Source organism: Streptomyces sp. CB02009 (assembly GCF_001905825.1).
Taxonomy (GTDB): domain Bacteria; phylum Actinomycetota; class Actinomycetes; order Streptomycetales; family Streptomycetaceae; genus Streptomyces.
The window spans coordinates 89,162-115,503 of record NZ_LIVV01000014.1; the positions used below are offsets into that span (position 1 = coordinate 89,162).

General features: G+C 73.2%; 22 protein-coding genes. 6 read left to right on the forward strand and 16 right to left on the reverse strand.

Features of this window, described 5'->3' with window-relative positions; genetic code table 11:
* Positions 1 to 9 precede the first annotated feature (9 nt).
* From epsC to AMK27_RS38320, 6 genes are all read right to left on the reverse strand, one after another.
* Complete coding sequence (gene epsC / locus AMK27_RS44260; RefSeq protein ID WP_073918812.1) at positions 10 to 666, reverse strand: serine O-acetyltransferase EpsC; 657 nt, start codon at positions 664 to 666, stop codon at positions 10 to 12.
* A gap of 30 nt (positions 667 to 696) precedes the next feature.
* Positions 697 to 1,965, reverse strand: coding sequence for an ATP-grasp domain-containing protein (locus tag AMK27_RS38300; protein ID WP_073918814.1), 1,269 nt, complete (start codon positions 1,963 to 1,965; stop codon positions 697 to 699).
* The gene (locus tag AMK27_RS38305; RefSeq protein ID WP_073918816.1) at positions 1,962 to 3,212 is read right to left on the reverse strand and encodes an ATP-grasp domain-containing protein; all 1,251 of its coding nucleotides are present in this window, start codon (positions 3,210 to 3,212) and stop codon (positions 1,962 to 1,964) included. The genes AMK27_RS38300 and AMK27_RS38305 overlap by 4 nt, the downstream gene beginning before the upstream one ends.
* 253 nt (positions 3,213 to 3,465) lie before the next feature.
* Positions 3,466 to 4,383 (reverse strand): GNAT family N-acetyltransferase, encoded by a 918-nt coding sequence (locus tag AMK27_RS38310; protein ID WP_073918818.1) that lies wholly within the window; start codon positions 4,381 to 4,383, stop codon positions 3,466 to 3,468.
* 93 nt (positions 4,384 to 4,476) lie between these two features.
* Positions 4,477 to 5,445, reverse strand: a complete 969-nt coding sequence (locus AMK27_RS38315) for a UDP-glucuronic acid decarboxylase family protein (protein ID WP_073918820.1) — start codon at positions 5,443 to 5,445, stop codon at positions 4,477 to 4,479.
* Positions 5,446 to 5,490: 45 nt separating this feature from the next.
* Positions 5,491 to 7,530 (reverse strand): HAD-IIIC family phosphatase, encoded by a 2,040-nt coding sequence (locus AMK27_RS38320; RefSeq protein WP_073918822.1) that lies wholly within the window; start codon positions 7,528 to 7,530, stop codon positions 5,491 to 5,493.
* Between the two features lie 419 nt (positions 7,531 to 7,949).
* On the opposite strand from AMK27_RS38320, the gene AMK27_RS38325 reads away from it, so the two are divergent.
* Genes AMK27_RS38325 through AMK27_RS38350 form a run of 6 tightly spaced genes read left to right on the forward strand, consistent with a single transcriptional unit; the run spans position 7,950 to position 14,799 of the window.
* Positions 7,950 to 9,125 carry an aldehyde dehydrogenase family protein gene (locus AMK27_RS38325; RefSeq protein WP_241847749.1) on the forward strand — a complete coding sequence of 392 codons (1,176 nt, stop codon included), beginning with the start codon at positions 7,950 to 7,952 and terminating at the stop codon, positions 9,123 to 9,125.
* Positions 9,122 to 9,778 carry a hypothetical protein gene (locus AMK27_RS38330; protein WP_073918826.1) on the forward strand — a complete coding sequence of 219 codons (657 nt, stop codon included), beginning with the start codon at positions 9,122 to 9,124 and terminating at the stop codon, positions 9,776 to 9,778. The genes AMK27_RS38325 and AMK27_RS38330 overlap by 4 nt, the downstream gene beginning before the upstream one ends.
* Positions 9,775 to 11,484 (forward strand): thiamine pyrophosphate-binding protein, encoded by a 1,710-nt coding sequence (locus AMK27_RS38335; protein WP_073918828.1) that lies wholly within the window; start codon positions 9,775 to 9,777, stop codon positions 11,482 to 11,484. The genes AMK27_RS38330 and AMK27_RS38335 overlap by 4 nt, the downstream gene beginning before the upstream one ends.
* Positions 11,481 to 12,851 (forward strand): class I adenylate-forming enzyme family protein, encoded by a 1,371-nt coding sequence (locus tag AMK27_RS38340; RefSeq protein WP_073918830.1) that lies wholly within the window; start codon positions 11,481 to 11,483, stop codon positions 12,849 to 12,851. The genes AMK27_RS38335 and AMK27_RS38340 overlap by 4 nt, the downstream gene beginning before the upstream one ends.
* A complete protein-coding gene (locus AMK27_RS38345; protein WP_073918832.1) occupies positions 12,848 to 13,990 on the forward strand; it encodes a beta-ketoacyl synthase N-terminal-like domain-containing protein in 1,143 nt (380 codons plus the stop codon). The genes AMK27_RS38340 and AMK27_RS38345 overlap by 4 nt, the downstream gene beginning before the upstream one ends.
* A gap of 26 nt (positions 13,991 to 14,016) precedes the next feature.
* Positions 14,017 to 14,799, forward strand: coding sequence for a glycosyltransferase family 2 protein (locus AMK27_RS38350; protein WP_073918834.1), 783 nt, complete (start codon positions 14,017 to 14,019; stop codon positions 14,797 to 14,799).
* A gap of 10 nt (positions 14,800 to 14,809) precedes the next feature.
* On the opposite strand, the gene AMK27_RS38355 is transcribed toward AMK27_RS38350, so the two are convergent.
* The 10 genes from AMK27_RS38355 to asnB form a co-directional block, all read right to left on the reverse strand.
* Positions 14,810 to 15,802, reverse strand: coding sequence for a hypothetical protein (locus AMK27_RS38355; RefSeq protein WP_073918836.1), 993 nt, complete (start codon positions 15,800 to 15,802; stop codon positions 14,810 to 14,812).
* The gene (locus AMK27_RS38360) at positions 15,799 to 17,250 is read right to left on the reverse strand and encodes an MFS transporter (RefSeq protein WP_073918838.1); all 1,452 of its coding nucleotides are present in this window, start codon (positions 17,248 to 17,250) and stop codon (positions 15,799 to 15,801) included. Before AMK27_RS38360 ends, AMK27_RS38355 begins: the two co-directional genes overlap by 4 nt.
* Positions 17,251 to 17,255: 5 nt before the next feature.
* On the reverse strand, positions 17,256 to 18,287 hold the full coding sequence (locus tag AMK27_RS38365; protein ID WP_073918839.1) for a ribonucleotide-diphosphate reductase subunit beta: 1,032 nt from the start codon (positions 18,285 to 18,287) through the stop codon (positions 17,256 to 17,258).
* Between the two features lie 68 nt (positions 18,288 to 18,355).
* Positions 18,356 to 18,541: a hypothetical protein gene (locus AMK27_RS38370; protein ID WP_073918841.1), complete on the reverse strand. Its 186-nt coding sequence runs from the start codon at positions 18,539 to 18,541 to the stop codon at positions 18,356 to 18,358.
* A gap of 139 nt (positions 18,542 to 18,680) precedes the next feature.
* Positions 18,681 to 19,016: a hypothetical protein gene (locus tag AMK27_RS38375; protein ID WP_073918843.1), complete on the reverse strand. Its 336-nt coding sequence runs from the start codon at positions 19,014 to 19,016 to the stop codon at positions 18,681 to 18,683.
* 79 nt (positions 19,017 to 19,095) lie between these two features.
* On the reverse strand, positions 19,096 to 20,934 hold the full coding sequence (locus AMK27_RS38380; RefSeq protein ID WP_073918845.1) for an NAD(P)H-dependent oxidoreductase: 1,839 nt from the start codon (positions 20,932 to 20,934) through the stop codon (positions 19,096 to 19,098).
* Position 20,935: 1 nt separating this feature from the next.
* Positions 20,936 to 22,345, reverse strand: a complete 1,410-nt coding sequence (locus tag AMK27_RS38385) for a dihydroorotase (protein ID WP_073918847.1) — start codon at positions 22,343 to 22,345, stop codon at positions 20,936 to 20,938.
* Positions 22,333 to 23,433 carry an acyl-CoA dehydrogenase family protein gene (locus AMK27_RS38390; RefSeq protein WP_073918849.1) on the reverse strand — a complete coding sequence of 367 codons (1,101 nt, stop codon included), beginning with the start codon at positions 23,431 to 23,433 and terminating at the stop codon, positions 22,333 to 22,335. The genes AMK27_RS38385 and AMK27_RS38390 overlap by 13 nt, the downstream gene beginning before the upstream one ends.
* Entirely contained in the window at positions 23,430 to 24,488 is a 1,059-nt protein-coding gene (locus AMK27_RS38395; RefSeq protein WP_073918851.1) for a PrpF domain-containing protein, read from the reverse strand. The genes AMK27_RS38390 and AMK27_RS38395 overlap by 4 nt, the downstream gene beginning before the upstream one ends.
* On the reverse strand, positions 24,485 to 26,326 hold the full coding sequence (gene asnB / locus AMK27_RS38400; protein WP_073918853.1) for an asparagine synthase (glutamine-hydrolyzing): 1,842 nt from the start codon (positions 26,324 to 26,326) through the stop codon (positions 24,485 to 24,487). The genes AMK27_RS38395 and asnB overlap by 4 nt, the downstream gene beginning before the upstream one ends.
* Positions 26,327 to 26,342: the final 16 nt, after the last annotated feature.

The window sequence follows — 26,342 nt, forward strand, 5'->3', positions numbered from 1 at the left end:
GGGAGCGGGTCACCAGGAACCCGCCGAGGCGAGCAGCCGCACCGCGTCGGGCACGGGCGCGGAGGCCGGCGTGGTCTGCCCGTCATCGGAGGCGGCGTCGGGGACAGGCCGCAGCGCGGGCGCGGGCCGGACGACGGAACGCGCCGCGTACACCCGGGCTCCGGGCGGCAGGTCCTCGGTGACGGTGGCCATGGCGCCCACCAGGGCGCGGTCGCCGATGGTGACCGGCCCGAGGACGGTCGCGTTCGCCCCGAGGATCACGCCGTCGCCGACGACCGGATGACGCCGGGCACCGGGCGGGCGGTGGTTGTCGGTCCACCAGCCCACCGCCCCCAGCGTCACCTGCTGGTAGATCGTCACGTCGTCGCCGACGACGGCGGTCTGGCCGATCACCACGGAGGCGCCGTGGTCGATGAAGACGCGGCGGCCCAGCACCGTGCCGGGATGGATCTCGACGCCGGTACGGCGGCGGGCGACCCGGGCTACGGTCCGCGCGGCGTAGCGCAGCCGTCGCCGGTACAGCCGGTGCGCCACGCGGTGGGCCCACACGGCGGAGAGACCGGTGTGGCCGAGGGCCTCCCAGCGACCGCCGAGGGACGGGTCACGGGCGACGACGACATCCAAGTCCTCGATCAGGGTGCGCAGCAGACCGGGCTGTCCGGGCATGCCGTCGGCTCCTTTCGGCGGGGCCATCGGTCAGGCGGCCAGGGCGGGCGTGTCCGCGGCCGCCGGCTCGACGTCGATGCGGATCCCCTCGCGCACCAGGCGCTCGCACAGCTCCACCGCGCTGTCGGTGTCGGCGGCCGTGGCGACGACGCTGCCGAGGCGGTCCCAGTTGTCGTTCAGGGGACGTACCGTGTCTCCCGCGCGGACGGAGACCTGTGCTGCCAGCACGTCCGGCCGGGCTCGGACGTCCTCCACTCCCGACACCGCGGTGACGGTGCCCGGCTCGCGAAGCACGGCGCGCATCACGGCGGCCCCCTTCGGGGCCGGCGCCTCGGCAAGCGGCTCGATGAGCCCGAGCGGCCAGGCGGCTCCATAGGCGATCATGTCGACGCCGTACGCGGCCTCCACGAGCTCCGGGATGTTGTCCCCGCCCAGCCGGTTGTGGGACTCGATGACGACCGGGCCACGCGAGGAGAGCCGGATCTCGGTGTGGCTGGGACCGTCCGTGACGTCCATGGCGGTCAGGAACTCCTCGACGGCGCCGGTCAGCCGCTCCCGGTCGGGGTCGGACAGCCGGGCGGGCACGGCGTGCCCGAGCTCGACGAAGTGTTCCTCCGACGTCAGCTTCTCGGTGACAGCGACGACGACGTGGCGTCCCGCGAAGCTCAGGGCCTCGACGCTGTACTCCGGCCCGTCGATGTAGGACTCCATCAGGAAGCCGTCGACGGTGAACATGGTCGAACCGCGGTCGGTCCGTCCGCCGTCCAGCTCACGGACGCGCGCCCACACCCGGTCGAGGTCATCCGGGCCCTCGGCGCGCAGCAGACCGAAGCCGGCGGTCGTGGAGACGGGCTTGAGGATGAACGGGAAGCCGGCCCGCTCGCCGAAGGCGTCGAGTGAGGAACGCCCCTCCACCAAGGCTGCGTGGGGCACCGGAAGACCCCGCTCGGCGAGATGGCGGCGCATCAGCCACTTGTCGCGCATGCGGCGGCTCGCCTCGTAGCGGCGGCCGTCGGTCAGGCCGAACAGGTCGCCCAGCCGGCTCGCCGGGTTGAGACCGGGTTCGGTGAGCGAGACGACGGCGTCCACGCCGTAGACCGCGCGGGCGGCCTCGGCGAACGGCCGCACGACGTCCCAGTCGGTGTAGTCGACGACGAGCAGCACGTCGGCGGCGTGCGTCTGGTAATCGGTGACCTTGTCGGGGTGCTGGATCAGGACGATTGTGACGCCGAGCGCGGTGAAGCGCTCCACATGGGCGTCGACGCCGCCGATCAGCAGGACGGTCTTGGCGTTGCTCACGAGAGGGATCCCTTCGGGGCGGCGAGCACGGCATCGCGGACGTTGGCGCGGAGCAGCCCGCGGACGCGGGCGAGGCGGTCGGCGGCCTCGGCGGGGGACTCGGCGTCGACGACGGCGTAGCCGTGGCGGGTGAACGAGCTTGTGGTGGCCGGCAGTTCGTCCCCAGGGGAGAAGGGGAAGTGCACCGCCTGGACGTAGGGCAGCGCGCAGACGGCGTCGAGGCCCTCAAGGGACTGCAGCCGGCCGGCGGGGAAGGAGAAAAAGCCGACGGAGGCGGTATGCCGGGGGGCGGGCGGATCGACCGGCTCCCCCGCGAGGGTGCGGAAGATCGCCGCCTCGATGTCGTAGTCCGAGGCGGTCTCGATGAGCAGCGGGATCCGGTCCCCGCCCAGCCGGGCCTGGGACTCGACGATGCGCGGGCCGCGCGGGGTGAGGATCACCTCGGTGTGCGCGGGGCCGAAGCGGTAGCCGGCCAGGTCGAGCAGCCCGATGACGACCGCGTGGATCGCGGTCCGCTCGTCCTGCCCGAGGGGAGCCGGGTGGACGTGCGAGGTCTCGACGAAGAAAGGGGCGCCCGTGGTGTGCTTGGCCGTGATGCCGATGACGTGGTGCACGCCGTCGGCGGAGAGGGTCTCCACGCTGAACTCAGGCCCCTGAAGGTACTCCTCGACCAGGTAGGGGCCCGCGAGACCGGCCTCCGCGACGCGGTCCGTCCACTCCTTGAGGTCCGCCGCGTCGCGGATCAGGGCGACGCCGCGGCTGCCGGAGGCCCGGGCGGGCTTGACGACGACGGGCAGCGGCAGCCGGTCCATGGCGGCCGCGACCTCCTCGACGCTGACGGCGGACTCCGCGCGGACGACCGAGAGCCCGTGCTCGGCGAGGAGCGCGCGCATCGCGGCCTTGTCGTTGAGGACGGTGACGGCGGACGCCGGGTTCGGGGAGACACCGAGCGCCTCGGCCTCTGCGACGGCCGGGGACATCGAATCCTCGGAACCCAGGTGGAGAACCGTGCCGATGTCGTGGGCGCGCACGGTCTCGGCGATGAGCGCGCGCAGTCCGGTCTCGTCGGAGAAGTCCGTCAGCAGCAGCTCCTGGGCGTGCTCGGCGACCTTGTCGAGGTACTCCTGCTCGCGCAGCGTCGGGTCCCAGATCGCCCAGACCTCGAAGCCTGCCTCGGCGGCCTTGTGGACGAACTGGCTGTAGGGCATCACCATCAGCAGCCGCCTGGGTGCGCCGGTGGAGGTCATGTCGGGGGCTCCGTTCTTGTGGGACTGGGGTCCGGCGCGGCGGAGTGCACATGGCCGGAGGAGGGGGCCGATGGCGGCGACTTCCCGAAGAAGCGCCGAGGCCCGCCGATCGTTTTTCGGGGAGGGGGCGGGTCGGTATCGTTGCGTCAGAAGTCGGGACAGAGCTCGGTCGGGAGCGCTGTCCCTGTCGGCTGTGGGGCCGGCCGGTGTCCGTCGGGGGGCGGCACCGGCCGGGTCTCCGTGGGGCGTCGGCTCAGCTGTCGGCCCGGTCGAAGCGCGTGAGGACGCGGGTTCCCTGAACGACGAGTACCCGGGCGAGCGCCTCGTGTTCGTTCGGATCGCCGGTGTCCAGCGTGACCAGGGCACGCTCGGCGCCGAGCTCACGGAGGTCGGCGAGGGCGGCGGTGAGCAGGGCCAGGCCGATGCCGAGGCCGCGGAAGGCGGGTGCCACGCACAGGTCCAGGACACGGCCTTCCGTGCCGGAGGCCTGGGCCAGGATGTAGCCGGCCGGACGGCCCGCCACCTCGAGCAGCAGCGCCACCTCGCCCCTGGCGCGCAGCCGGTCCCGGCTCGCGCGGAACGCCGCCGAGTCCCGTGTCTTGGGCCCCTTGGACAGACTGCGCAGATGCAGCGCGTGCATGGCCTCGTCGTCGTCCCGGCCGGCCGGCCGGAGGGTCCCGTCGTCGGGGAGCAGAGGCGGAAGAGCAGGAACCTTCAGATCGATGTCGTACTGGCCCGAGGTCGCGCCGGGGACGAACCCTGCCTCCTCCAGGACCGACGGGACCACCGTGTCACCGCGCAGGACGCCGCCGACGGTGACGGCGTACGGCCTGCCGTGCTCCGCCTCCAGCTCGTCGACCCGGTCGAGGACGAGGCACAGCAGCGTACGGGCCGCGCTCTGGCCGAGCGGGCCCGGCAGGGCCGTCAGCGCGGCGTCGACCGTGTTGCCGCGCGGCGCCAGGGCTGCCCAGGCGAGCACTTCGTCACCGGGGCCGGTGAGGCACCAGCTGTTCTCCTCGTATCCGGGGTGGCCGGTCTCCAGGAGGATGTCCTCCCGCGTGCAGGTGGCCACCCCCGTGATGTTCTCCTCGTAGGACCGCACCAGGCGGACCAGGCTGTCGAGCGGGACGTCGGCTGGTCGCCTGACGGCGAGCTGTCCGTGCGGGGCCATGTGTGGTGCCCCCCTTCCTGGGGGAGTCGGGTCCGGCGGTCGGGCCGGAGTGTCGGGGGCCGGCGCCGGGTCGGCGGCGCCGGGGCAGGTGGATCAGGCGAACGCGGGCAGGGCCTCCTCGCCGAGGGGGGAGGTGTCGCGGAACCAGCCGACGGTGCGGGCCAGGCCCTCCGCCAGCGGGGTTCTCGGCGCCCAGCCCAGTTCTCTGCGGGCGGCCGAGACGTCGGGGCGGCGCAGGCTCGGGTCGTCCTCGGGGCGGGGTACGAAGGTCAGGGGACTCGCCGATGCACACACCTCGCGTACGGCTAGGGCGAGGTCACGGACGGTCACCTCCTCGGGGTTGCCGAGGTTGACGGGACCGGAGACGCCCGCCCCCAGTGCCGTGACGAGCCCTTCGACGAGATCGTCGACGTAGCACAGCGAGCGGGTCTGGCTGCCGTCGCCGGTGACCGTCAGCGGCAGCCCGGCCAGTGCCTGCGTGAAGAAGGCGGGGACGGCGCGGCCGTCGTCGGCGCGCATCCGCGGGCCGTACGTGTTGAAGATCCGCACGATGGTGGTCCGCACCCCGTACGTGCGCCGGTAGGTCGCGGTGAGGGCCTCTCCGAAGCGCTTGGCCTCGTCGTAGACCGAGCGCGGACCGATCGGGTTGACGTTGCCCCAGTAGCTCTCCGGCTGCGGGTGCACCTGCGGATCGCCGTACACCTCCGAGGTCGAGGTCAGGAGGAAGGCGGCGCCTTCGCGACGGGCCAGCTCCAGCGCGTTGCGCGTGCCGTACGAGCCGACGAGCAGGGTCTCGACCGGCAGCCGCAGGTAGTCGAGCGGGGAGGCCGGCGACGCCAGGTGGTAGACCGCGTCCACCCGGCCGGTTATCTCCAGGCCCTCGGTGACGTCCTGGTGCACGAAGCGGAAGCGCGCGTGGTCGAGCAAGTGGGCGATGTTCTCGGCCCGGCCGGTGGACAGATCGTCCACGCAGACGACCTCGTCTCCCTGCACCAGGAGCCGTTCGCACAGATGCGACCCGACGAAGCCGGCGCCTCCGGTGACTACTGCTCGCACGGTCATTCCCTTCTGATGAGTGTCTCGGTCCGCTGCCGCGCCGTCGGCGGCCTAGGGCGCTCCCGGGCCGGCGGCCGTCCCGGAGACGACCTTCACGGGCAGTGCGGACAGATCTGGCAGCAGTCCCGGATCGGTGAGCACGTACCGACCCTCGTCGCCGTCCGCGGTGAACCCGGTGTTCAGGAACAGTTCGCGCGCGGGGGTGTTGCGGTCCGTGACGGCGATCCGGCCACCGAGCCCCGCAAGGCGGACCGGCTCGCCGTCGGACCCGTCCCGCACCGCAGCGGCCAGGAACGGCACCGCGACATCGAGACCGATGACCCGGCAGCTCAGAGCGAATGCCGCGACCTCCCCGCCGCGCACCAGACAGGCACCGGTCATGCCGTAGTCGGCGAACCGGTCGGAGACGTGAGCCACGTACACGCGCGCGTCCGCTTCGGCGAGGACGCGCCGCAGCTCCTGCGGAGTGGTGCGCCAGGCCGTCGTCGTGAACTGGTTGGTCCGGTTGAACAGCTCGGCAACCCGGTTCAGGTGTTCCTCTCCGGCCCGTGCGACGCGGACCTCCACGTCGAGCGAGCGCAGGAACGCGTCCCTGTCCACGTCGGCGGCCAGCTCCTCGCGGCGCAGCATCGCCCGGGTGGTCTCGGTCCGTCTCGCGGCCTCCTGCGTGCGCCGGCCGCCTTCCAGCGAGGGATGGGACAGCAGCAGTTCACGGAAGCCGTGCACCGGTCCGCCGGCGATGTGCAGACCAGGCAGCGCAGCGGCGACCTCGGCCCGCTCGACCGGGTTGTCGTCCAGGAAGAGGACCTGCTCGGGCGCGAAGCCCAGCCGCGCGCAGATGTCGGCGATCGCGGCGGACTTCGCCTCCCAGGTGATCCGGTGGACGACGAAGTCGTCCGGAGCCAGCAGCAGCCGGCTGCCCGCCTTCTCCCACACGCCGAGCGTCGCGTGCGCGTCGCCCTTGCTGGACGTGGCGAGGAGCACACCGCGGCTCCTGAGAACGGACAGGGCCTGATGCAGGCCGACATGCATCCAGCGGCTGGTGGTGTCCGAGTCGAGCCAGCCGAAGCCGTCGTCGGCGGCGATGCCCGGCCACAACGTGCCGTCGAGGTCGGTCACGATCAGCTTGATCCGTCCGGCGGCGCGATGGGCGCGCAGGCAGGCCAGGTACTCGCCGGCCAGGGCGCGACCGAGCGCCGGAAGCTGGTGGGGCCGCTCGTCGAGCGGGTCGACGGAGCCGCCGTGGTGGCCGAAGGGGAAGACGAGGTCGTCGAAGAGGGCGGGCGCGCCGTACCGGGCGACCAGCCGTTCCTCGTCGACGACCATCAGGTTGGCGTGCGGCCGTACGCAGTGGTCGATGTGGGCGTTGAGCTCGGCGACGACGCGGCGCAGCCCGAACTCCTCGGCGAAGTCGAAGCGGCCGAACGGGGACAGAGCGGGCGGCCCGAAGTTGTGGACGACGCCCAGGGAACCGTCGAGCGCTTCCGCGAGTGCACGGACCGCGACCGTCAGGGCGCTCTTCATCAGGGCCAGCGTGCTGGCCCGCTCCTCGTCGTCGAGGGTGTGAGCGCCGTCGAACAGACGCGTGAGGAAGGGCTGGACACCCGGCTGATAGACCGTCAGGTCAGGGCGGGAGCGGGTGATCGCGCGGGCCAGTTCGGCGGACGGGGCGGGCCACATGTGCTCGGTCTGCACATCGAGGCCCAGGTCGTGTCCGAGGGCATGCAGCGGCTCCTCGGTGAACTGGGTGACGCAGCCGCCGATCAGGAGCACACGCACCCGTTCGCCCGGACCCCGGTCGGCCGCGGCCGACGAGACCAGACGCTGGGGCAGTCCGTAGCGGGTGACCGGCCAGGAGCCGGCGGACGTACCTGCCGGGTCCTGGCCGGAGCTCTCCGGGCGGTCCGCGAACGAGGCGCGCAACTCCGCCGCCTCGTCGGTGCCGTCCGGCACGATCAGGCGCCGGTCCGCCAACGCCCGGAAGACGCCCGGGGCGGCGGCCGCATCCGGCGCGAGCGCGGCGAACGCCTCCAGGTCGAATGACGCGCCGACCAGCGTGCGTACGAGGTGCTCCCACGGAGCCTCCAGCACGATCCGCGTCTGGTGCGGGCCGTGGGAAAGCAGAATTCCGGAATCCAGAACGACCGTGGAAAGGAATACGCTGAAACGGAATGCACGGGGATCCACAGCGATTCTCCCTTCTCGCGATCGGCTGGATTCCGGCATCGGCACGGGGGACGAGCCGATGTGTTCCGGATGCTACTGGCCCTCTCGGCACGCGGGTTCTCCGAGAATGCGGAGTGGGTGCGGCCCTCTCCGAAGAGAGCACGAACCGAGATGCGCGGGGGCATCCGCGCGGGAGACGCTTCCTGATCGAGCCCGAAGGTAACGGGCAGGTGCAAGGGGGTACGCGCATGCGCAGCGGCGTCATCGAGACAGGGCCGGGGAGGACGTTCCCGGACGGTTCGACGGATCGGCCGGAGTACTCGCCGAGACAACTGCCCGAGACCATGGAAACGACCATCCCGGGGATTGTCGACGCGCTTCTGCGGAACCGGGACGCATTGCACTCCGTGCTCACCCGCGTCGCCACCGCCGAGGCTGCCACGGACGAACTGTTCCGTTCGATGCGTGCCCTCTCCGGCGCCCCGTGGGAACTGCTGCGCAATTCCCCCGCGCGGCTGGGTCGCCTCGCGACGTTCCTGCCCTCGAACAACCTCCTCTACAGCTACATCCTCTTCGGCGTGATTCCCTCGCTCTACACCGACGAGGTCCGCATTCGTCCCTCGGCGCGGGTCGCGTCCGCGGCCATGGCCGTGCACGAGATCCTCGGGCCGCAACTGCGGGGCCTGGGCGGCGGACGGATCATCATGGCGCCTTCCTCACAGCGGGAGTTCCTCGCCGACTGCGCACGCTCCGACGCTGTCGTCTTCACCGGGCAGCCGGACAACGGGGAGGCGGTCGCCGCCCACCTCCCCGCCGACGCGCTGCTGCTCACCTTCGGCTCCGGTCCCAACCCGCTCGTCGTCGGCCCGGAGGCCGACCCCGAAGCTGTCACTCGCACGGTGCTGGACGCCCGGCTCTACAACTCGGGGCAGGACTGCCTCTGCACCGACATCGTCCTGGTCCACCGCTCGCTCGCGACCGAGCTCGTGCCCCGGCTCGCCAACGCGCTCTCCGAGGTCCGTGTGGGCGACCGCCGCGACCCCGGGACCCGAGTCGCGCCGCTGGTCTACCCGGACGCCGTGGAGGACGCGGCCACATTCCTCGCGGCGCACCGCGAGTTCACGGTCCAGGGCGGCGGGGTCGACGTGGCGCGTCACATCGTCGAACCGACGCTGCTGCACCTGCCCTGGCAGGACGCGTTCCACCCTCCGGAGTTCTTCTCCCCCATCGTGTGCGTCATGGAGTACGACGACTCCGATCAGATCACCCGCTGGCTGCACTCTCCCGAGGAGACCGCCCGCGGCATGTACGTCCAGTCCTTCGGGGAGCCCGCCCTCGCCGGATCCGCGCGCATCGCGACCAGCGTCGTCTGCCACGACCGCATCACCTTCGACGCCGAGGACGGCAACCGGCCGTTCGGCGGCTACGGCCCCCGGGCCGGCAGCGTCCGCCGCCACGGCACGGCCACCGGCCGCCCCCTGCTGCTGTCCGCCGAGGCCGGTACCCGGGCAGGATCGTGAAGGCCGTCCTGGACGCTCCCGTTGTCCGGGGGCGTTCCGCCGGCGATCCGCCGCCCCAGCCCGCCACCGGCGCCCGCCGCCTCCTCGCCGACCCGGAGGCCGCGGACGCGGTCGGCGAGGCCCTTGCCGCGCTCCACGGCACCGGAGGGCCACACGGCAGCGTGCCGGTGGTTCTCGCCGCCACCGACTACTGCGTGCGTGCCGCCGACGCGTTCGCCGCCCACTGCGACGATTCCACGCGGCGGCTGCGTCCCTCCGACTCCGTCGCCCTCGAAGCCTCCGGTCTGCTTCAGCGGTTCACCGCCCTGACCGGTTGGCAGGGCCCCGGTTACGCGATCGCCGAGCCCGACGGAGACGGCGCTGCGGCCCTCCGCTTCGCCCGCGCCCTCGTCGAGTCGGGCCGGGCACCGTCCGTCTACCTGTGCGAAGTCCTCCGCCACGCCGACACAGGCGCGTTCTGGGCCGTTGCGACCCGCGTCCACCAGGATCCGGCGGACCGCCCCGGCCCTCGATCCGCCGACGGCGGGGACCGCCCGCCGGTCCCGGCAGGCGGCCCCGCCCCCGGGCTCGACCCCGTCACCCGTCACCGCAGCGCAGTCCTGCGGTCCGTCCGCCCGTCGTCCCCCGATCCAGCCGAGGAGCAGCTGCCGTGAGCGCGACCACCGAGACCCACCCCTGGCACGTCGCCGCCGCGACCCTCGCGGACGCCGGATGCGACGTCGTCGTCGGACTGCCCTCCGACGAGCCCGGCCTGATGGACGCCGCGCGCGCCGTGCCGGGGCTGCGGGTGCTCGGGGTCCGGGACCAGCGGGCGGGAGCCTGCGCGGCCATCGGGCACGCGGCCGTCTCCGGCCGGCCCGCCGTCCTCGCCGTCAACTCCGGACCGAGTTTCGCCAACGCCCTCACAGGCCTGCTGGAAGCCTCCTCGCTGGGCGCCCCCGTCGTCGTCGTCACCACCCGCGTACCGGCCCTCGGTATCGGACGCGGCGGCTTCCAGCACACCGACCAGGCGGCCATGGCCGGGCCCATCGCCAAGTGGAGCTTCCTTGTGGAGGATCCGCGACAGCTGACCTGGGCGCTGCGCCGGGCCGTCCACCTCGCGGTCAACGGTGCCCCGGGCGTCGTCCTGGTGGAAATCGCCGACGAGGTGCTGAGGGCCCCGGCGCCCGAGCCGCGGCCCGCCCCGCCGGTGCGCCGCCTGCGCTTCGCCGCCGACGCGGAGGAGGTGCGCCGCGCTGCGGCGCTGCTGGCGGCGGCGCGGCTGCCGATCGTCGTCGCTGGCGGCGGCTGCAAGCCGGCGGGCGCAGGTGCCGCCGTGCGCCGACTGGCCGAGATCCTGGGGGCGCCGGTCTTCACGACGGCCGCCGGACGCGGGGTCCTCGACGAGGAACACCCGCTGGCCTGCGGACTGGTGGGCCTCTACACCACGCCTCCGGCCGACCGCCTGCTCGCCGACGCCGATGTGGTTCTCGCGATCGGGTCCCGCCTTGAGGAGACCGCTCGCATGGGCTGGGACGGCCTCGACGAGAAGCGGCTCGTACACGTCGACGTCGACCCGGCCGTCTTCCTCACCGCCCTGGAGCCGGAGGTCGCCCTGCTCGGCGACGCAGCCCTCGTGGCCGGCCAGCTCGCCGCGGCACTGGAGACCGCCCCACCGGCCACCACCGAAGTCGGTGCCGCCCGTCAGGCCGAGATCGTCGCCGTACGCGAGGAGATGAGCACCCGCCACACCCTCGCCACGACGGACCGACCGGAGCTGAACGTCCCCGAGGCGCTGCGGCTGCTCCAGCGGTCCGTGACGCGCGACGCCACCCTCGTCCAGGAGAACGGTCTCCACGACATGTGGGGATACCACCACCCGGTGGTGTCCGTCGGCGATCGGGCCCGCGTCATCACCCCTGGCGAGCAGACCATGGTCGGGTTCGGCCTCCCGGCGGCCGTCGGCGCCGCACTGGCCGACCGCTCCCGGAGGACCGTCCTCGTCTGCGGCGACGGCGCATTCGAGATGGGCCTCGCCGCCCTGCCCACCGCCGCCGAGCTGAACCTGGGGCTGACCGTCCTGGTCCTGGACAACCGCGGCTACGGCTGGCCCCGGTTCGTCCGAGCCGAGGAAGAGGCGCCCGACGAGCTCACGCGTTTCACCGCACCCTCGCACACCGACGCCGTCGTCCGCGCGCTCGGTGGCGTTACCGCGCGCTGCACCACGGCCGCCGAACTCGCCACCGCCCTCGACGACGCGGCCAAGGCCCATGCCGAGGGCCGTACCACCGTCATCACGGTGCCGGTCCGAGACGACGACGTTCCCGTCGGCGTTCGCCGCGTCTTCGACAGCGCCCCGGCCACCGGGGCCGACGCGTGAGCCCCCGCTCCGGCGCCTCCGTGCCGCCGCTGACCGTCGACGGGGAGCACGTTCCGTCAGGCCGACTGGCCCGCCTCGCGGCCCGTACCGCGCGGGAACTTGACGCGGCCGGAGCCGGACCCGGGCGCGCCGCCGCCCTCGGCTGTGACCACCCCCTGACCGCCGTCGTCGCTGCGCTCGCCGCCGAGGCCGTCGGCGCGCCGTTGCTGCTCGACGGGGCCGCCCCCGCCCGGCGCCTCCCCCCGTCCGCCGTCGTCCACGCCACCTCCACCGGGGAGCCCGTCGTCACCCGGGCCTCGCGCCCTCTCGGCATCCCCGAGGAGACCGCCGCCGTCTTCTGGACCTCCGGCAGCTCCGGCGATCCGAAGGCAGTCGCCGTCTCCGCCGCCGCCCTCGCACACCAGGGCCGTGCCACCGCCACCCGCATGCGGGTCACGGCCGAGGACAGGCTGCTGCTCCCGCTGCCCCTGCGGCACGCCTACGGCTACAGCGTGCTGAGCGTGTGGCGTGCCACCGGCGCCCATCTGTACGTCGAGTCGGGCTTCCACCTGCGCGGCACACTCGCCCGCCTCGCCACCGGCGGCATCACCTCCCTGGACGGCGTGCCCACCATGTACCGGATGCTCGCCACCGAGGCCGCCCGGGACGCCGAGGCAGCCCGGATGCTCGCAGCCCTGCGCATCCGCGGCTGCGGCGGTGACGTCCTCACACCCGCGCTCTACGACGACTTCCTCAAGGCCACCGGCGCACCCCTGCACGACGGCTACGGACTGAGCGAGGCCGGGCCGAACGTCGCGCTCAACGCCCCGGGCGACGTCCGGCCGGGCACGGTCGGGAAACTCCTCGACGGCGTCACGGCCCGGCTGGCCGGCCCGGCCCACGAGATCCAGATCGCGAGCCCGAGCCTGATGCTCGGCTACCTCGACCCGGCCACCGGCGACCTCGACCGGGGCGCGTTCACCACCGACGGCTGGCTGCGCACCGGGGACACCGGCGCGGTCACCGCCGACGGCTGGCTCACCGTCGGCGGCCGTATCAAGGAGGTCCTCGTCGTCCACGGCGAGACCGTCGCCCCCACCGTCGTCGAGGACGCCGTGCGGACGGCGGACGGCGTCACGGACGTCGCCGTCGTCGGCGTCCGCCGTGGCGACCGCGGCGACACCGTGTGGGCGTTCGTGGAGAGCCCGGACGCCGACAGGACGGCACTGGCCGGCCGGGTGGCCGAGGCCTGCCGGCGACGGCTGCCCCCGCACGCCCGCCCCCGCACGGTCCGGGTGGTGCCCGAGCTGCCCCGCACCGGCAGCGGCAAGTACGACCGGGTCCGGCTGCGCGCCTGGGCGTCGGACGCGACGGCGGCCGCGGCATGACCGCCGTCGCCCTGGCCGGCACGGGCCTGATCAGTCCCCTCGGCCCCACACCGACCACGTTCTGGAGGGGACTCCTGGACGGGCGGCGCGCCTTCGGCGAACTACGCGGAATCGAAGGAGAGTTCCGCAGTCGTGTGGTGGCCGCCGTGCCGCTCGCCGACTGCCCCGCCCCCGCCGGCCGGCGCAAGGAGACCCTCGCGATCACCGCCGCCCGCCAGGCGCTCGACGCGGCCGGCCTGCCCGGCCTGCCGGACGGCTCCCTGCTCGTCGTCGTCTCGCAGACCCCCGTGCTGACCGCCCCGGACGCCGAGCAGAACAGCGACTTCGCCGGTCCACGCCCGGAAGCGCTGCTCGCCGCCTGCCGTGCCGACGCCCGCCGCACGACCGTGGTCCACCTCTCGCACGCCTGCGCCTCCGCCGCGTTCGCCGCCTCCTTCGCACGCGACTGGATGCTGTCGGGCCTGAGCACCACCGCGCTCGTCGTCGGGGCGAGCGCGCTCAACCGGTACGAGTACGCCAGCATGGACGTCGTCAAGACACTCAGCCCGCACGGCGCCCGGCCCTTCGACGCCGACCGGGACGGCATCACCGTGGGCGAGGGCGGCGGGGCGTTCGTCCTGGAGACCGCTGCGGCCGCCCGCGCCCGGGGCCACCGGCCCGAAGCCTGGCTCTCCGGAGCCGCCTGTCTGGTCGACACCTCCCAGGCGGTCGCTTCCGCGCCCGACGCCATCCGGGGCTGCATGAGCGCCGCACTCGACGACGCCGGAGTCCGCCGCGTCGACTACGTCCACGCGCACGCCACCGGCACCGCGCAGGGCGACGCCGCCGAAGCCGAGGCCGTCGCCGAGCTCGGCCACGGCCTCGGCGCCGCCGCACCCCTGCCGATGAGTTCCCACAAGGGCGCGATCGGGCACCTGCTGCACGCCTCGGCCTTCCCCGCTCTGGTCGCCGCGGCCGGCTTCCTGCGCGAGGCGTGGATTCCCGGCACCCCCGGGCTGCGTCGCCAGGCGCCCCTGCCCGACGGCGTGACGGCGGTCGCCGCACCGCTCAGGGCCACCACGGCCGAGCACGTCTTGGTCAACAGCTTCGGCTTCAGCGGGAACAACGCCTCGCTGGTGCTGTCCGCCGTCCGCAGCTGAACCGCGCAGCCACGAGGAGAGAACCCATGACCGTCACCGTCGTTACCCCGACCAAGGGGCGGCTCGCCCTGCTGGAGCGGGCCCTGCGCTCGGTCGCCGCCCAGGAGGGTGTGACCGCCGCCCACGTCGTGGTCGGCGACGACTGCCCGTTCCTCGGGGACGAAGTCATCCGCCATACCCTGGAAGTGGAGTTCCCCCACGCCCGATTCGTCAACGTCGAGCCGGCCGAACACCCGCTGATGCCCCGCGGCTACCTTCCGGCCCGGCTCGCCTACCTGCGCAACCTCGGCATCTCCCACGCGGAGACCCCGTACGTCGCCCACCTCGACGACGACAACGCCTACGCCCCCGACCACCTGACCTCCCTGGTGGACCTCCTGGAGCGCACCCCCGGTGCCGAAGTAGCCCACAGCTGGCGCCGCCTGCTCACCCACGGTGGCGCCGACTTCGTTCCGGACGGCGAGGACCCGTGGCACCCCATCGCTCGTCAGCGGGCCGCGTCCTACCGCTCACTGGCCGACCAGGGCATCTTCGTCCCCGGCTCCTCCGTGGTCCGCGACGCGATGCGCGTGATCGACGGAAAGCTCCTGAGCCGGGTCGACACCAACGAGCTGCTGGTGCGCCGCGAGACCCACGCGCGGATCCCCTTCCCCACCGAGTACACCGTGTGGCAGCGCATCCTGGAGACCACCGAGGACATGGCACTCTGCCAGGAGCTGCTGCGGCACGGAGTCACCGCGGTGTGCAGCGAACGACCCACGGTCGACTACTACATGGGCGGATTCTCGAACGCGGCCGCCCTGGCCTGAAAGGTCACGCTCACAGGAGGGCGGCGAGACGCTCCACGGCCCGGGAGTCCAGGTCGTGGAGGCTCGCCGCGCGCTTTGCGCACAGGCCGAGCGTCTCGGCCGACCAGGAGCGGCCGAGCAGGAAGACCAGCCGGGCCAGCTCCACGAAGCCGTCGGAGGACGCCCTCAGCAGCTCCGCCGCCTCCCGGGCACCCGGGGCGGCGTCGCCGTCGAGGACGGCCGCGAGCAGATGACGGTCGCCGGCGACCTGCCGCTGCAGCGGCCCCGACACCCGCATGCGCAGGACCGACGACCGGCTCGGGTGCTCCTCGAGCCCCGCCAGGACCTCGGGCAGGGTGCCCAGTCCGGCGAGACCCTCGCCCGGTGATTCCGGTTCCGTCATGTTCCGCACCGAGCGGGCCAGCAGTGTGTGCCGCTCGTCCGCCCAGTCCGCGGTGGGCGTCCCGGCGTCCCACACCAGCACCGGCGCCCCCGCAAGGCCCCGACGCAGCTCCTCGGCGGGGACGGTGCCCCGGTTGTCCGTGAATCCGGCGCTCTTGCGCGTGTTGCGGTCGGCGGCCCGCACCGTGTCCGGGCCGAGGCCGTGGACGAGAAAGGTGTGCGGGTAGCCGAACCACGGCACCCGGTAGAACTCGGAATGGCGCATCCCAGACAGGTCGGGCGAGACGGGGACGGCGTGGCCCCGGGACAGCTCACGCTCGACGAGGTCGAGGGCGTTCTCCGGAGATTCCGGGGAGGTCTCCCAGCGCGCGGAGACACCCCGCTGGAAGCGGGGCTCGTGGTACTCGGTGTCCAGGCCGCCGTACAGGGTGAGGAGGTCCCCATCGGCGGTGCGTTCCACGGCGAAGTTGACCGGCTGGGCGAGCGCCCGGGCGGTGTCCCGGAACCCGACGGCGTACAGGCTGTCGCGCAGGCAGTGCACCCAGCAGGAGATCCGCGCGTGGGCGACGTCCTCGACGGCGTCGAGCGAGGGACTCAGGTAGGGGAAGTCGTCGGCGTTCACGCCGGCGCCTTCTCGGAGGTCCGGAACTCCTCGGCCTGCGGCGCCTTCCCGGCGGTCCGGAACGCCTCCGCCTCCAGGGCCTTCTCGGCGGTCCGGGGTTCCTCCGCCTCCGGGGCCCGCTCCTCCGCCTCCGCTTCCGCAGCGGCCGTCGGCCGCTCCGGCACGAGACGGGTGACCAGCACCAGCACCGGCACGGCCATCGCGAGGCCCACCAGGGCGGCGCTCCAGGAGACGCCCGCCCGCTCGACGAGGACGCCGCCGAGCACGGTGCCCGCAACGAGGAAGACGTCGGAGAGCGGTACGAGCGTGGCGTAGTACCGGCCCTGGAGACCGGCCGGCAGCCGCTTCTGCACCTCGGCGAAGTACACGACGGAGGCGATGGACTCGAAGGCACCCGCCGCGAAGAGCAGCGCGAGCGCGAGGTACCACTGCCCCGTCGCGAGGAGCGCGATCCAGCACAGTCCCTCGAGGGCGTTGCCGAGGATGTACACCCAGCCCTGGTTCCAGCGTCGGAAGGCGGCGGCCCCCAGCGCGCCGAGCGCACCGCCGAGCCCCATCGCGGCGAGCAGGTAACCGAGCATCGCGGGCACGGAGGCGAAGTCCCGCAGAGAGTATGCCGCGAGGAAGGTACGGCCGAGCCCCAGTGCCACCATGTACGTGAACGCCGTCACCGTCAGCGAGGACAGCCGGCCGTCACCGCGCACCATGCGCACCAGGTCCCGTGCCCCGGTCGCCAGGGACCGGGCCCAGGCGGCGAGCCAGCGGCTCACGGCGGCGACGGCACCCTGTCGGCCCGCACCGCTCTCCGCGCGTGGCGTCTCCGCCTCGCCGCTCGGGGCGGCGGCCTTCGCCGCTCGGGGCAGCCGGGTCAGTAGGGCGGCCGCGGCCAGCGCGGTCGCGGCTTCCGCACAGAAGAGCCAGCCGATCCCGGCGGCGGCTGCGATCGGCCCCGCGAGCGCCGGTCCGAGCAGCTTCGGCACCCGCTCCGCCGTCACGATCAGCCCGTTGCCCTCGAGCTCGCTGCCCTCAGGAATCACCTGCGGGCGCAGCGCCATGGTGGCAGGGAAGCCGAACATGTAGCCGACGCCGATGGCCAGCGCCAGGAGCTGGATCTGCCACATGGCCGTGGTGAAAGGAAACAGGAGAGCGGCCACGCCGCTGCCGAGCGCGGCGAGCATCGCCACCCGGCGCGGGTCGTTGCGGTCCACGATCTGACCGGCGAGCGCGCCCAGCAGGATGTTGGGCAGGAACCGGGCGGCGAGCGTGAACCCGACCTCCAGGCCGAGGCCGTACCGCTGCATCACCAGCAGCGGCAGGCCCACCGTCGTCATCGCGGAGCCGGTCTCCAGGACGAACAGCGAGCCGACGAGGCGCAGGGCCCCGGGACTGCGCAGGACCCGGGCGAAGCTCCCGCCGGGCGCCTTGGTGGTCTGGGTGTCGTCGGTCATGTCCCTCACCTGTTCTGGGCGGCGGCCACGGGGGTGCGCAGGGCGGCGTCCTGGGCCGCCCTGCACGCGCCGAGCACGTGCTCGGCGAAGTCTTGGGGGAGATCGAGCTGCCGCAGGCGCACGGCGATCGTCGCGAGCAGATCTCTCGCGGAGGCGGCCGCGGCGGCTGCCCGCTGCGGGGTCGTTCCAGGAGAGATGCCGACGACGGCCGCGAGGGGCATACCCGTCTCGATCAGCTCGTTGATCGCGTCGGCGTGTCCCTCCTTCGCGCCGCGGCGCAGGGCGTGCAGACCGAAGCTGACGTGCCGGGACTCGTCCCGGGTCATGGCCGTGAAACCGGCACGCATCCCGGGCAGCAGGGGGATGCGCTGGAGGCTCCTGACCAGTCCGCGCTGACCGTGCAGGGCAAGGACGCCTTCGGTGATCAGATGGAAGAACGTGACGGCCCGCAGCCACAGGGCGTAGTCGTGCGGCGAGGAGTTGAGCTCACGCAGGATCGTGTTCTCCAGCGTGTGCACGGCACGGTTGGCCGGGCTCAGCGTCGACCAGGACGTGATGAGCTGATTCCGCAGGGAGGCGTCGAGGCCGAGGAGTTCCTCGGCGAGGCGGCTGACGAACACGGTGTGCCGCGCCTCGTCGGCGGCCTGGGTGCCCAGATAGACGAGGTACTCCTCGTCCGGACAGGCGGCGAGGACCGGACTCATCAGGTCCAGGCCCGTGTACTCGCCGATCAGGAAACTGGTGACGAACGCGGACAGGGAGTCCCGGGTGCCGGGGCTGAGCAGGTTGTTCCAGTGGTGGCGGTCCCGCTCCAGGTCGATGTCCGAGGCGATCCACTGCTGGCGTTCCCAGCGGCGGTAGAGCTCACGGGGATCGAACCGCCGCTCCAACGTGTCGCCCGCGCCGCCCAGCAGCGCTTCCGGGCTCAGCCGGGACAGGCCGTCCAGATCGGCCTCGTCGAACAGCAGCGTCGTCCAGCGCACCGTCTGCTCCTCCTCGTCGTTCCCGTTCCGCCCCGCGCGGGGTGCCCACCCCACGCGATCAGCCGGCCGGTTTCCGGGAGACCCGGTGACCGGCCGGCAGAATCACTGCGCCGAAGGGCGAGTCACATGACCTTGCCCATGACGAAGCCCTCGATCTCGGCGGCGACGCCGGCGTAGAGCTCCTCGTGCGAGTCCTTGATGCCGTCGAGCCAGGCCTCGAACGCGGTGGCGTCGTCGGTGCTCGGAGCGGCGGCGCCGGTCTCCTGGACGATGAGCTCCTGGATCTCGGTGCTGAGCGCGGTAGCCACGTAAGCACTCCTTTTCGTCGGGCGGGCGACTGCCCGCGCGGGGAAGGCGGAGACCGTCGGCCTCTGCTCTGTGGGGATGCTTTCAGCGCGGCTGACCCGGCCGCATCTTCTGAACTGCTATGACCGGCGGGCTGAACTGCTACGACGCCGCGGAGCGCGCCGGGTGCGGGGTGACTGCGACGTAGCCCGCGAGCAGCCCCTCCACCGTCACCGGCTCGAAGTTCACCGCGCTGGACCAGCCTCCGACGGCCAGCCGGAACCAGACCGAGCTGGTGATGATCCCGTCCCGGTGCTGGTCCTCGACCACCTCGTCGCCGGGCGACCAGCCCACGGCCTCGTAGCCGACGGAGACGTCCGGGAACACCAGGTCGATCACGGGACTGTCCAGCGACGGACCGGACCGGATGTTGGCGTCACGCCACACGGGCCCCAGCCCGACGGACAGGACGTGGTACTCGGGGGGAGTCGCGGACATGCGCTCGCTCCGTTCTCCGGCGTGCTCGTCGCACGCTCGGTGGTGAGGTTTCTTCGGGGGTACGGGACGGTGGACGTGCTCAGGCCACGGCGCCCAGGGCAGCCGGCCGTCCCGCGGCGGCGCGTGCCCCGCCCAGCCAGACCACCTGGGACACCATCTCGACGAGCCGTGCGGCGTCGGGATCGAGCTCGGGGCCGTTCCCGGAAGGCTGCTGCGGAGCGGCCGCGACGGCCACGCCCACCGGCGTCGGCCAGCCGCGCAGCGCGTGCCCGATGGTGCGCAGCGTGGCCAGGGTCGACACCGCGCCCTGGGCGGCCGCGCCCACTGCCACCGTGCCGATCGCCCGCCCCTCCAGATAGGGCACCGGTCCGCCGATGTCGTTGACGTAGTCGAGGGCGTTCTTCAGCAGCCCCGAGACGGTCGCGTGGTACGTCGGCGACACGAGGATCACGCCATGGGCGGCACGCAGTTCGCCCAGGAAGCCGGCGACGGCCGCGTGCGACCCGGCCAGTCCGGGCCGGTACGCCGGGAAGTCGATCTCGGAGCCGGTGAACACGCGGACGGACGCGCCCTGTTCGGCGCCCCGGTCGGCACACCATGCTGCCACTCGGTCGCAGGTGGAACCCTGGCGCAGCGATCCGCTGATCACGACGATGCGTGGTGCCCCCATGGGGGTGTCCCCTCTGTTAGTTCGGACGGCCGCCGGTGTGGCGGAGACCGGTGGGGCGGAGGCCCGTTCCGGGCGCCGGTGGCCCGGCCGCCAGGCGAGAACATCGGCGATCTCCGCGTCCTTGCGTCCGGCGGACTTGAAGCGCGCGTTGCGCCGTTCCTCCTCGGCACGGCCGGCGCCCTGGTCGAGGGCGCCCTGGCGGCGGGAGGCGAGCACCACGGCCCCGGCGCGGTCCACCCGCTCGCGGGCGTATGCCGCGAGTGCGTCGGACACCGTGGCCGCCGACGCAAGCGCGTCGGCGAGGACGGCCGCGTCCTCCAACGCCATGTTGGCGCCCTGGCCGAGAGCCGGGACCATCGGATGCGCGGCGTCGCCGAGCAGCGCCACCCGGCCATCCACCCACCGCGGAGCAGGGTCGCGGTCGTGGATGTCGGTGACGACCACCTCCTCGGGGACCGTGTCCCGCACCAGGCCGACGACCGGCGCGAACCAGCCCTCCAGGGCGTCGAGCAGCGCCACCCGGGCACCGGCCGCACCCATGGCGGGCCACGCCCCGGCCGGTGCGGTGATCTTGGCAGTCCAGTACAGGGTGTCGTCGCCCACCGGGGCGACGAACAGCTGGATGCCGCGGCCGTTGACGACGTACCCGCGCTGCCCGAGGGAGGAGCCGGTCGTGCGACCGCGGACCGAGGTGTAGCCGCGGTACGTCGGCGGCCCGTCGCCCAGCATCCGGGCCCGGACCGCCGAGTGGATGCCGTCGGCGCCGATCAGCACGCCGCAGTCGACGGCGGCCCCGTCGGACAAGCGCACGGTGACGTGGCCGGGGTGTGTGGTGTAGTCCGTCACGGTGGTCGCCAGTCGGACGGCCGCCCCGGCGGTGAGCGCCTCGTCTAGCAGCATCCGGTGCAGGTGGGAGCGCAATACGGGGATCTGCGGCACGCCCAGGTCGTCGGCCGCGGCACCGATCGGCTCCTCGGCGAGCACCGTCCCGTCCGCGCTCATCAGCACCCGCACCTCGTCGGGCCGGGTGATGTGCCCGACCTCCCGCAGCCGCGCGCCGATCCGCGGCCCCAACGCATCGGCGGCCCGCACCCCGTTCGGATAGATCACCAGCCCGGAGCCGCCACCGCCGATATGCCCCGCCCGCTCGACGATGGTCACGTCGAGACCGCGCGCGGCCATGCCGGCGGCCGCCGCGAGTCCTCCGATCCCGCCGCCCGCGACCACTACGGACCGTTTTCTGGCCATGTCATCCCTCCCGGGCGGCGAACGCCGCCGTCCGTGTCCTGTCCGCGGACGTCAGAAGACGGCCGTCGTACGCGCCGAAGGTGCTCGAGGCGGCGTCCCACACCGTGCGGCCGGCCCGCAGGGTGCGTTCGACACGGCCGGTGAACGTCCAGCCCTCGTAGGCCGACCAGCCGCACTTGCTCTCCACGTCGTGCGCCGAGAGCATCCAGGACGTGTCGGGTGCGAAGACGACCAGGTCGGCATCGGCACCCGCCTCGAGCCGTCCCTTGCCAGGGAGCCGGAACAGCTCGGCCGGCGCCCCCGACAGGTGCCGCACCAGACGGGTCACCGCTGCGTCCGGGTCCTCCTCGGGCCACCTGCGGCGCATCCCGGTCCACACGGCGACAGCCAGCTCCTGCACGCCGGGCAGCCCCGGCGGCGAGGCCGCGACGGAGCGCGTCTTCTCGGCGACGGTGTGCGGCGCGTGGTCACTGCCCAGCGTGGCAAGCTGACCCTCCGCCAGCGCCAGCCACAGACGGTCCTGGTCGGCCTGGTCCCGAATCGACGGCGACAGCCGCGTCCGGGCACCCAGGCGGGAGGTGTCCTTGTCGGTGAAAGACAGATGGTGGCCGGTGACCTCGAACGTGACCGGGAACCCTGCGGCCCGCGCCGCGCACACCAGATCGGCCTCCTCAGCGCTCGACAGGTGCAGGATGTGCGCCCGCGTGCCGTACCGCCGCACCAGCTCGATCACCTTGGCGACGGCGACGATGCCGCCGGTGCGCGGGCGGCGCCGCTCGTACTCCAGATAGCTGCCCGGCTCACCCCACCAGGCATCGAGGAGCGCGAAAAGCCCGTCGTCTTCCGCGTGCAGGACGAGCTGCACCCCTCCCTCTGCTGCCGCGGCGAACGCCTTCTCGAGCACGGCCGGATCGCGGACGACGGTGGGAGCGGTGTGGTGACCGGCCATGAACACCTTGGCGCTGGTCGCCACCTCGGGGTCGAGGTCCGCGAGGAGTTCGGGGCGCGCCGGGTCGAGACCGATGTGGAAGCGCAGGTCCACCAGCGAACGCCCCTCCACCAGCCTGGCCTTGTCGAGCACCGCCTCAGGGTCCAGCGTCGGGGGCACCGTGTTTGGCATGTCGAGCACGGTGGTGACACCGCCGCGGACCGCCGCCCGGCTGGCGTGCTCCCAGTCCTCCTTGTACGTCAGGCCGGGAGTGCGGAAGTGCACGTGCGAGTCGATGAGCCCGGGCAGTACGTAGTGGTCGCCCGCGTCGATTCGCTCCGCCGACGCGGGCGCCGTGTCGGTGTCGCTGACGGCCGTGATCCGTCCGTCGGCGACAAGCACATGGCCCGGACGCACGCCGTTCGGCGTCACCAGCCTGCGGCCGCTGACCACGAGGTCGGGCGCGGGGATCAGTCGGTCCACGACGCCGCCACCAGGTCCCGGCACAGGTCGTTGGTCGGCCCCATGAACGCGATGCCGCGCGCGTCGGCGAGCAGCCGCCCGATCGGGGCGCCTTCGCGGTATCCGGCCGAGCCGAGCATCCGCGCGATGTCCAGGCAGATCTCCTCTGCGGCCACACTCGCGTGGAGCTTGCTGTGCAGCGTGGTCAGGCCCGGCGCGGCCGACGTCCGCGCCCCGGCCCCGGCCACGACGGACCGTGCCGTCTCGACGCGGGTCGCCAGTTCCACTAGCCGGTGCCGCACGCCGGGCAGGTCCAGCAGACCGCGCCCCCGCGCGTGACGGACGGCCAAGTCGAACGCCGCCTGGGCGATGCCGACGGAAACGGCGCCGAGGCTGGCCCCCGACTCCCGGACCCCTGCGATGATCGACGCGGCCGCCCCGGCCGGACCGAGCCGGTCCGCATCCGGGACGACACAGCCGTCCAGGGCGATCAGACCAGTCGCCGAGCCACGCATGCCGGCGAGGTCCAGACCGAGATCCGGTACGAGTCCGGGGTTGCCGGCCTCGACCAGGAAGAACGTCTGGCCGTCCGCCCCGTATCCCGTCCCGGTGTCGGTCGGCGGCGCCGTCTGCACCAGGACCAGATAGAGGTCGGCGACCCCGGCCCCGGTCGTGAACGTCTTCGAGCCGTCCAGCCGCCAGCGGCCGTCCGCGAGGCGCTCGCCGCCGCTGGCCAGGTTCCGCTTGGCAGCTCCCGCTCCGGTCTCGCTCCAGGCGGAGGCGGCGAGCCACCTGCCGTCGGCGAGGCGCGGCAGCCACCGCTCCCGCTGCTCCTCGGTGCCCCACTCGGAGATCCGGGCGCTCACGGCGAAGTGCTGGAACGCGATGATCGCCACCGACGGGTTGACCTGGGCGATCTCCTCGACGACGCGGTTGACCGCCACGGCGTCCCCTCCCGCGCCGCCGTGGCGGACCGGAACGGCTGTACCGAGCAGGCCGCTCGCCCGTAGCGCCGCCAGCGCCTCACGGTCCGCCTCGCCGGCGTGATCGGTCTTGTCGGCGGATTCGGACAGCCGGGCACGCAGCCCGGCCGTCAGCAGCGGCCTCATGCCGCCCCCGACAGAGCCAGACATTGGGCGACCTCCTCGAATTGCAGATGGCTCAGGGGCGCCAGGACGAACGACCCCTGGAAGGTGACGTGCTTGCGCGCGACGGTCGCCCACAGCAGAGCGCCCTCACCGGCGCTGCCGGGGACCGTGGTGACCGCGGTGACGGCCGTCCGACCGCCTGGAGTCGCGATGTCGATCAGCCCGGTGTCGTCCCCGTTCTCGCGGGCGATGCTCCAGGGCACGGTGCCGGGGATCCGCACCGCGGTGCCGAGGCAGACGACGCCGGTCAGGGCGATCGACGGATGCCAGCGCGGCACGGTCACGGCGCGGGCGGCTATCCCGCCGTCCTCGGACGGCAGCACCGCCGCGATCTTGGGAAAGGCGCCCTCGCGGTGCCAGCCGAGACGGTCGGCTGCGGCGCCCCGGATCGACTCGAGCCGACCGAGCAGCTCGTCGCCCGCGGCGAACAGGGCGGCCTGGTCGGGCACTCCGAGGCCGCGCGCGTCCACGAACGCGTAGGTGTTGGCACTGTTGACGAGCGAGACGTCCACCCGCCCGCCGTCGGCCTCCAGCGTGGTGCATGGTCGACCGGCGGGCAGCAGGTCACCGAAGGCAACCGGGGACGCCTGAACGAAGGTGACGGTGAAGCCGGCCCCGTCCCGCTCGACCCGGTCGACCTCGCACACCACGCTGTCCCCGTTGTTGAGGACCTGGACACGGATCCGCGCACCCGGCACCAGACGGGGAAGCATCCCCGAACGAGAGGCCGCCACCACCGCCGACAGGATCGAATGACCGCACGAGCCGCGCAGGTCGAACCGGTCCGGAGCACCCGGAAGGGCCTGGACGAAGCGGTAGTCGAGGTCGAACATCGGATGCACCGACGGTTCGACCAAGGCGATCTTCAGTACATGCGCGCCGCCTGCGTCGACCAGGTAGCGGCGGGCCTCGGCGAGGTGCGCGAGCAGCGCCTCCTCGTCGCGCGGAAGGCGCGCGGCGTCCAATACGAACGTCGGGCAGGGGCTGCCCGACGCGTACGCGAGGTGCCCGATCACGCCGCCACCACCAGCGGTCTCGTCGCACCCGGCGGAACCCCGGCCGCACCGGGGCGCCGCACGGAATGCCGGAACTGCTCCTCCCACACCTCGTGCACGAGCAACGCCCACAGGGCCAGCGACGCGGTGTCGTCGGGACGGGCGGCCTGCGCGGCGAACAGGGCATCGACCGCTCGCCCGTCCAGCCGCCCGGCGGCCGAGACCCGGCCGGGCGCCAGCAGGTCCCGGGCGTACTCCCACAAGGAGGTTCCGGGCCGCAGCATCGCCGTCACCGGCAGGGTGAACGGCTGCTTGGGACGGGACAGCACCCGGTCCGGCAGCAACCCGGCCGCCGCGGCGTAGAGGGTCCGCTTGACCTGACCGCCCTGGATCCGCTGATGGTCGGTGAGCGACCGTCCCAGGGCCACGACCGACCGCTGACAGAACGGCACCCGGGCCTCCACCGAGGAAGCCATGCTGAGATGGTCGACGCGGCGGAGGTGGTAGGCGGGCAGGCGGTAATCCAGCTCGAAGCGGGTGACACGGTCGAGGACGGTGCCCGGGCCGTGGAGCAGATCGTCGCGGGCCGCCGCGGGCAGCGCCGGATCCGTGGCGACATGGGCCCGGTAGGCTTCGGTGTAGAGCCCGTTCCGCACAGCGGCAGGCGCCGCGGACAGGGCGTCCAGATAGCCCTGCGACCAGTCCTCACCCGCGGCGGCTCGCTCCGCCGCGACGCGCATGCGCTCGTACCCGCCGAACACCTCGTCGGCGGCGTCGCCCGTGAGGGCGACCGTGAACCCGGCGTCACGGACCGCCCGGAACAGGGCGAACGTGCTCAGGGCGATCGGGTCGGCGTTCGGCTGGCCCAGGTGCCACACCGTGTCCTCAAGGAGCTCGGGGAAACCGGCCGGGTCGATCTCCACCTGATGGTGCGTCGCCCCGGCACGCTCGGCGACCTCGCGGGCGAAGTGCCGTTCGTCGAACGGCCAGGCACCCCGGTAGGCGATGTTGAACGTGTGCACCGGGCCCTGTTCCGCCGCAAGCGCCGTGACCAGACTGGAGTCCAGCCCGCCGGAGGTGATCAGGGCCACGGGGACGTCCGCGACGAGCAGCCGGCCTACCTCGGAGCGCAGTGTGTGCCGCACCCGTCGGGACGCGGTGAATCCGTCACCGGCCGGTACGGGGGGCACCTCCGCCGCCCGCCGCCCGAGGCGCGGGGTGCCGCCCAACTCGCACACCCACGTCGTGCCTGGCTCCATCACCTCGACGTCTTCGTACATGGTCCGCGTGCCGAACGGGGTGCGGGTAGACAGGTAGGCATCCAGGGCGGACTCCCGTACCCGGCCGCCGATCCCGCCGAACCCGAGGAGTGCCGGCAGCTCGGAGGAGAACCGCAGGGAGCGGCTCGCCGCGTCCCACCGGTAGTACAGCGGCTTCATCCCGATGTGGTCGGTGGCAAGGAGCAGCCGGGGCACCTCGCCGCGCGTGTCGAGGAGCGCCAGCGCGTACATGCCGTCGAGTTGCTCGGTGAACTTCTCGCCGTACTCCAGGTAGAGGGCGGGCAGAACGGAACCGTCGCAGCGGTCGGGAAGCGAGTGCCCCCGTGCCTCCAGGCGGCGGCGCAGTTCCTCGTGGTTATAGATCTCCCCGTTGAACACCACCTGCACCGGGCCGCCACGACCGTACGGCTGCTCTCCGCCGTCAAGGTCGACGACCGCGAGCCTGTTGTTGCCCAGGCCCCAGCCGGGCACCTGGACCATGCCCGTCGCGTCCGGGCCCCCGTGCCTCTGGAGGGCGGCGACGGTCCGCATCTCGTGCGGCGTCGCCACCGCGTTGAAGTAGCCGAAGATCCGGCACATGGCTGCCTGTCTTTCG

What these genes read in the sequence shown, in the direction of transcription:
- AMK27_RS38315 (WP_073918820.1), bottom strand. Translation starts at nt 5,445, where the DNA reads ATGACCGTGCGAGCAGTAGTCACCGGAGGCGCCGGCTTCGTCGGGTCG.
- AMK27_RS38390 (WP_073918849.1), bottom strand. Translation starts at nt 23,433, where the DNA reads ATGAGGCCGCTGCTGACGGCCGGGCTGCGTGCCCGGCTGTCCGAATCC.
- AMK27_RS38310 (WP_073918818.1), bottom strand. Translation starts at nt 4,383, where the DNA reads ATGGCCCCGCACGGACAGCTCGCCGTCAGGCGACCAGCCGACGTCCCG.
- AMK27_RS38375 (WP_073918843.1), bottom strand. Translation starts at nt 19,016, where the DNA reads ATGTCCGCGACTCCCCCCGAGTACCACGTCCTGTCCGTCGGGCTGGGG.
- AMK27_RS38350 (WP_073918834.1), top strand. Translation starts at nt 14,017, where the DNA reads ATGACCGTCACCGTCGTTACCCCGACCAAGGGGCGGCTCGCCCTGCTG.
- AMK27_RS38380 (WP_073918845.1), bottom strand. Translation starts at nt 20,934, where the DNA reads ATGGCCAGAAAACGGTCCGTAGTGGTCGCGGGCGGCGGGATCGGAGGA.
- AMK27_RS38325 (WP_241847749.1), top strand. Translation starts at nt 7,950, where the DNA reads ATGGAAACGACCATCCCGGGGATTGTCGACGCGCTTCTGCGGAACCGG.
- AMK27_RS38345 (WP_073918832.1), top strand. Translation starts at nt 12,848, where the DNA reads ATGACCGCCGTCGCCCTGGCCGGCACGGGCCTGATCAGTCCCCTCGGC.
- epsC (WP_073918812.1), bottom strand. Translation starts at nt 666, where the DNA reads ATGCCCGGACAGCCCGGTCTGCTGCGCACCCTGATCGAGGACTTGGAT.
- asnB (WP_073918853.1), bottom strand. Translation starts at nt 26,326, where the DNA reads ATGTGCCGGATCTTCGGCTACTTCAACGCGGTGGCGACGCCGCACGAG.
- AMK27_RS38360 (WP_073918838.1), bottom strand. Translation starts at nt 17,250, where the DNA reads ATGACCGACGACACCCAGACCACCAAGGCGCCCGGCGGGAGCTTCGCC.
- AMK27_RS38305 (WP_073918816.1), bottom strand. Translation starts at nt 3,212, where the DNA reads ATGACCTCCACCGGCGCACCCAGGCGGCTGCTGATGGTGATGCCCTAC.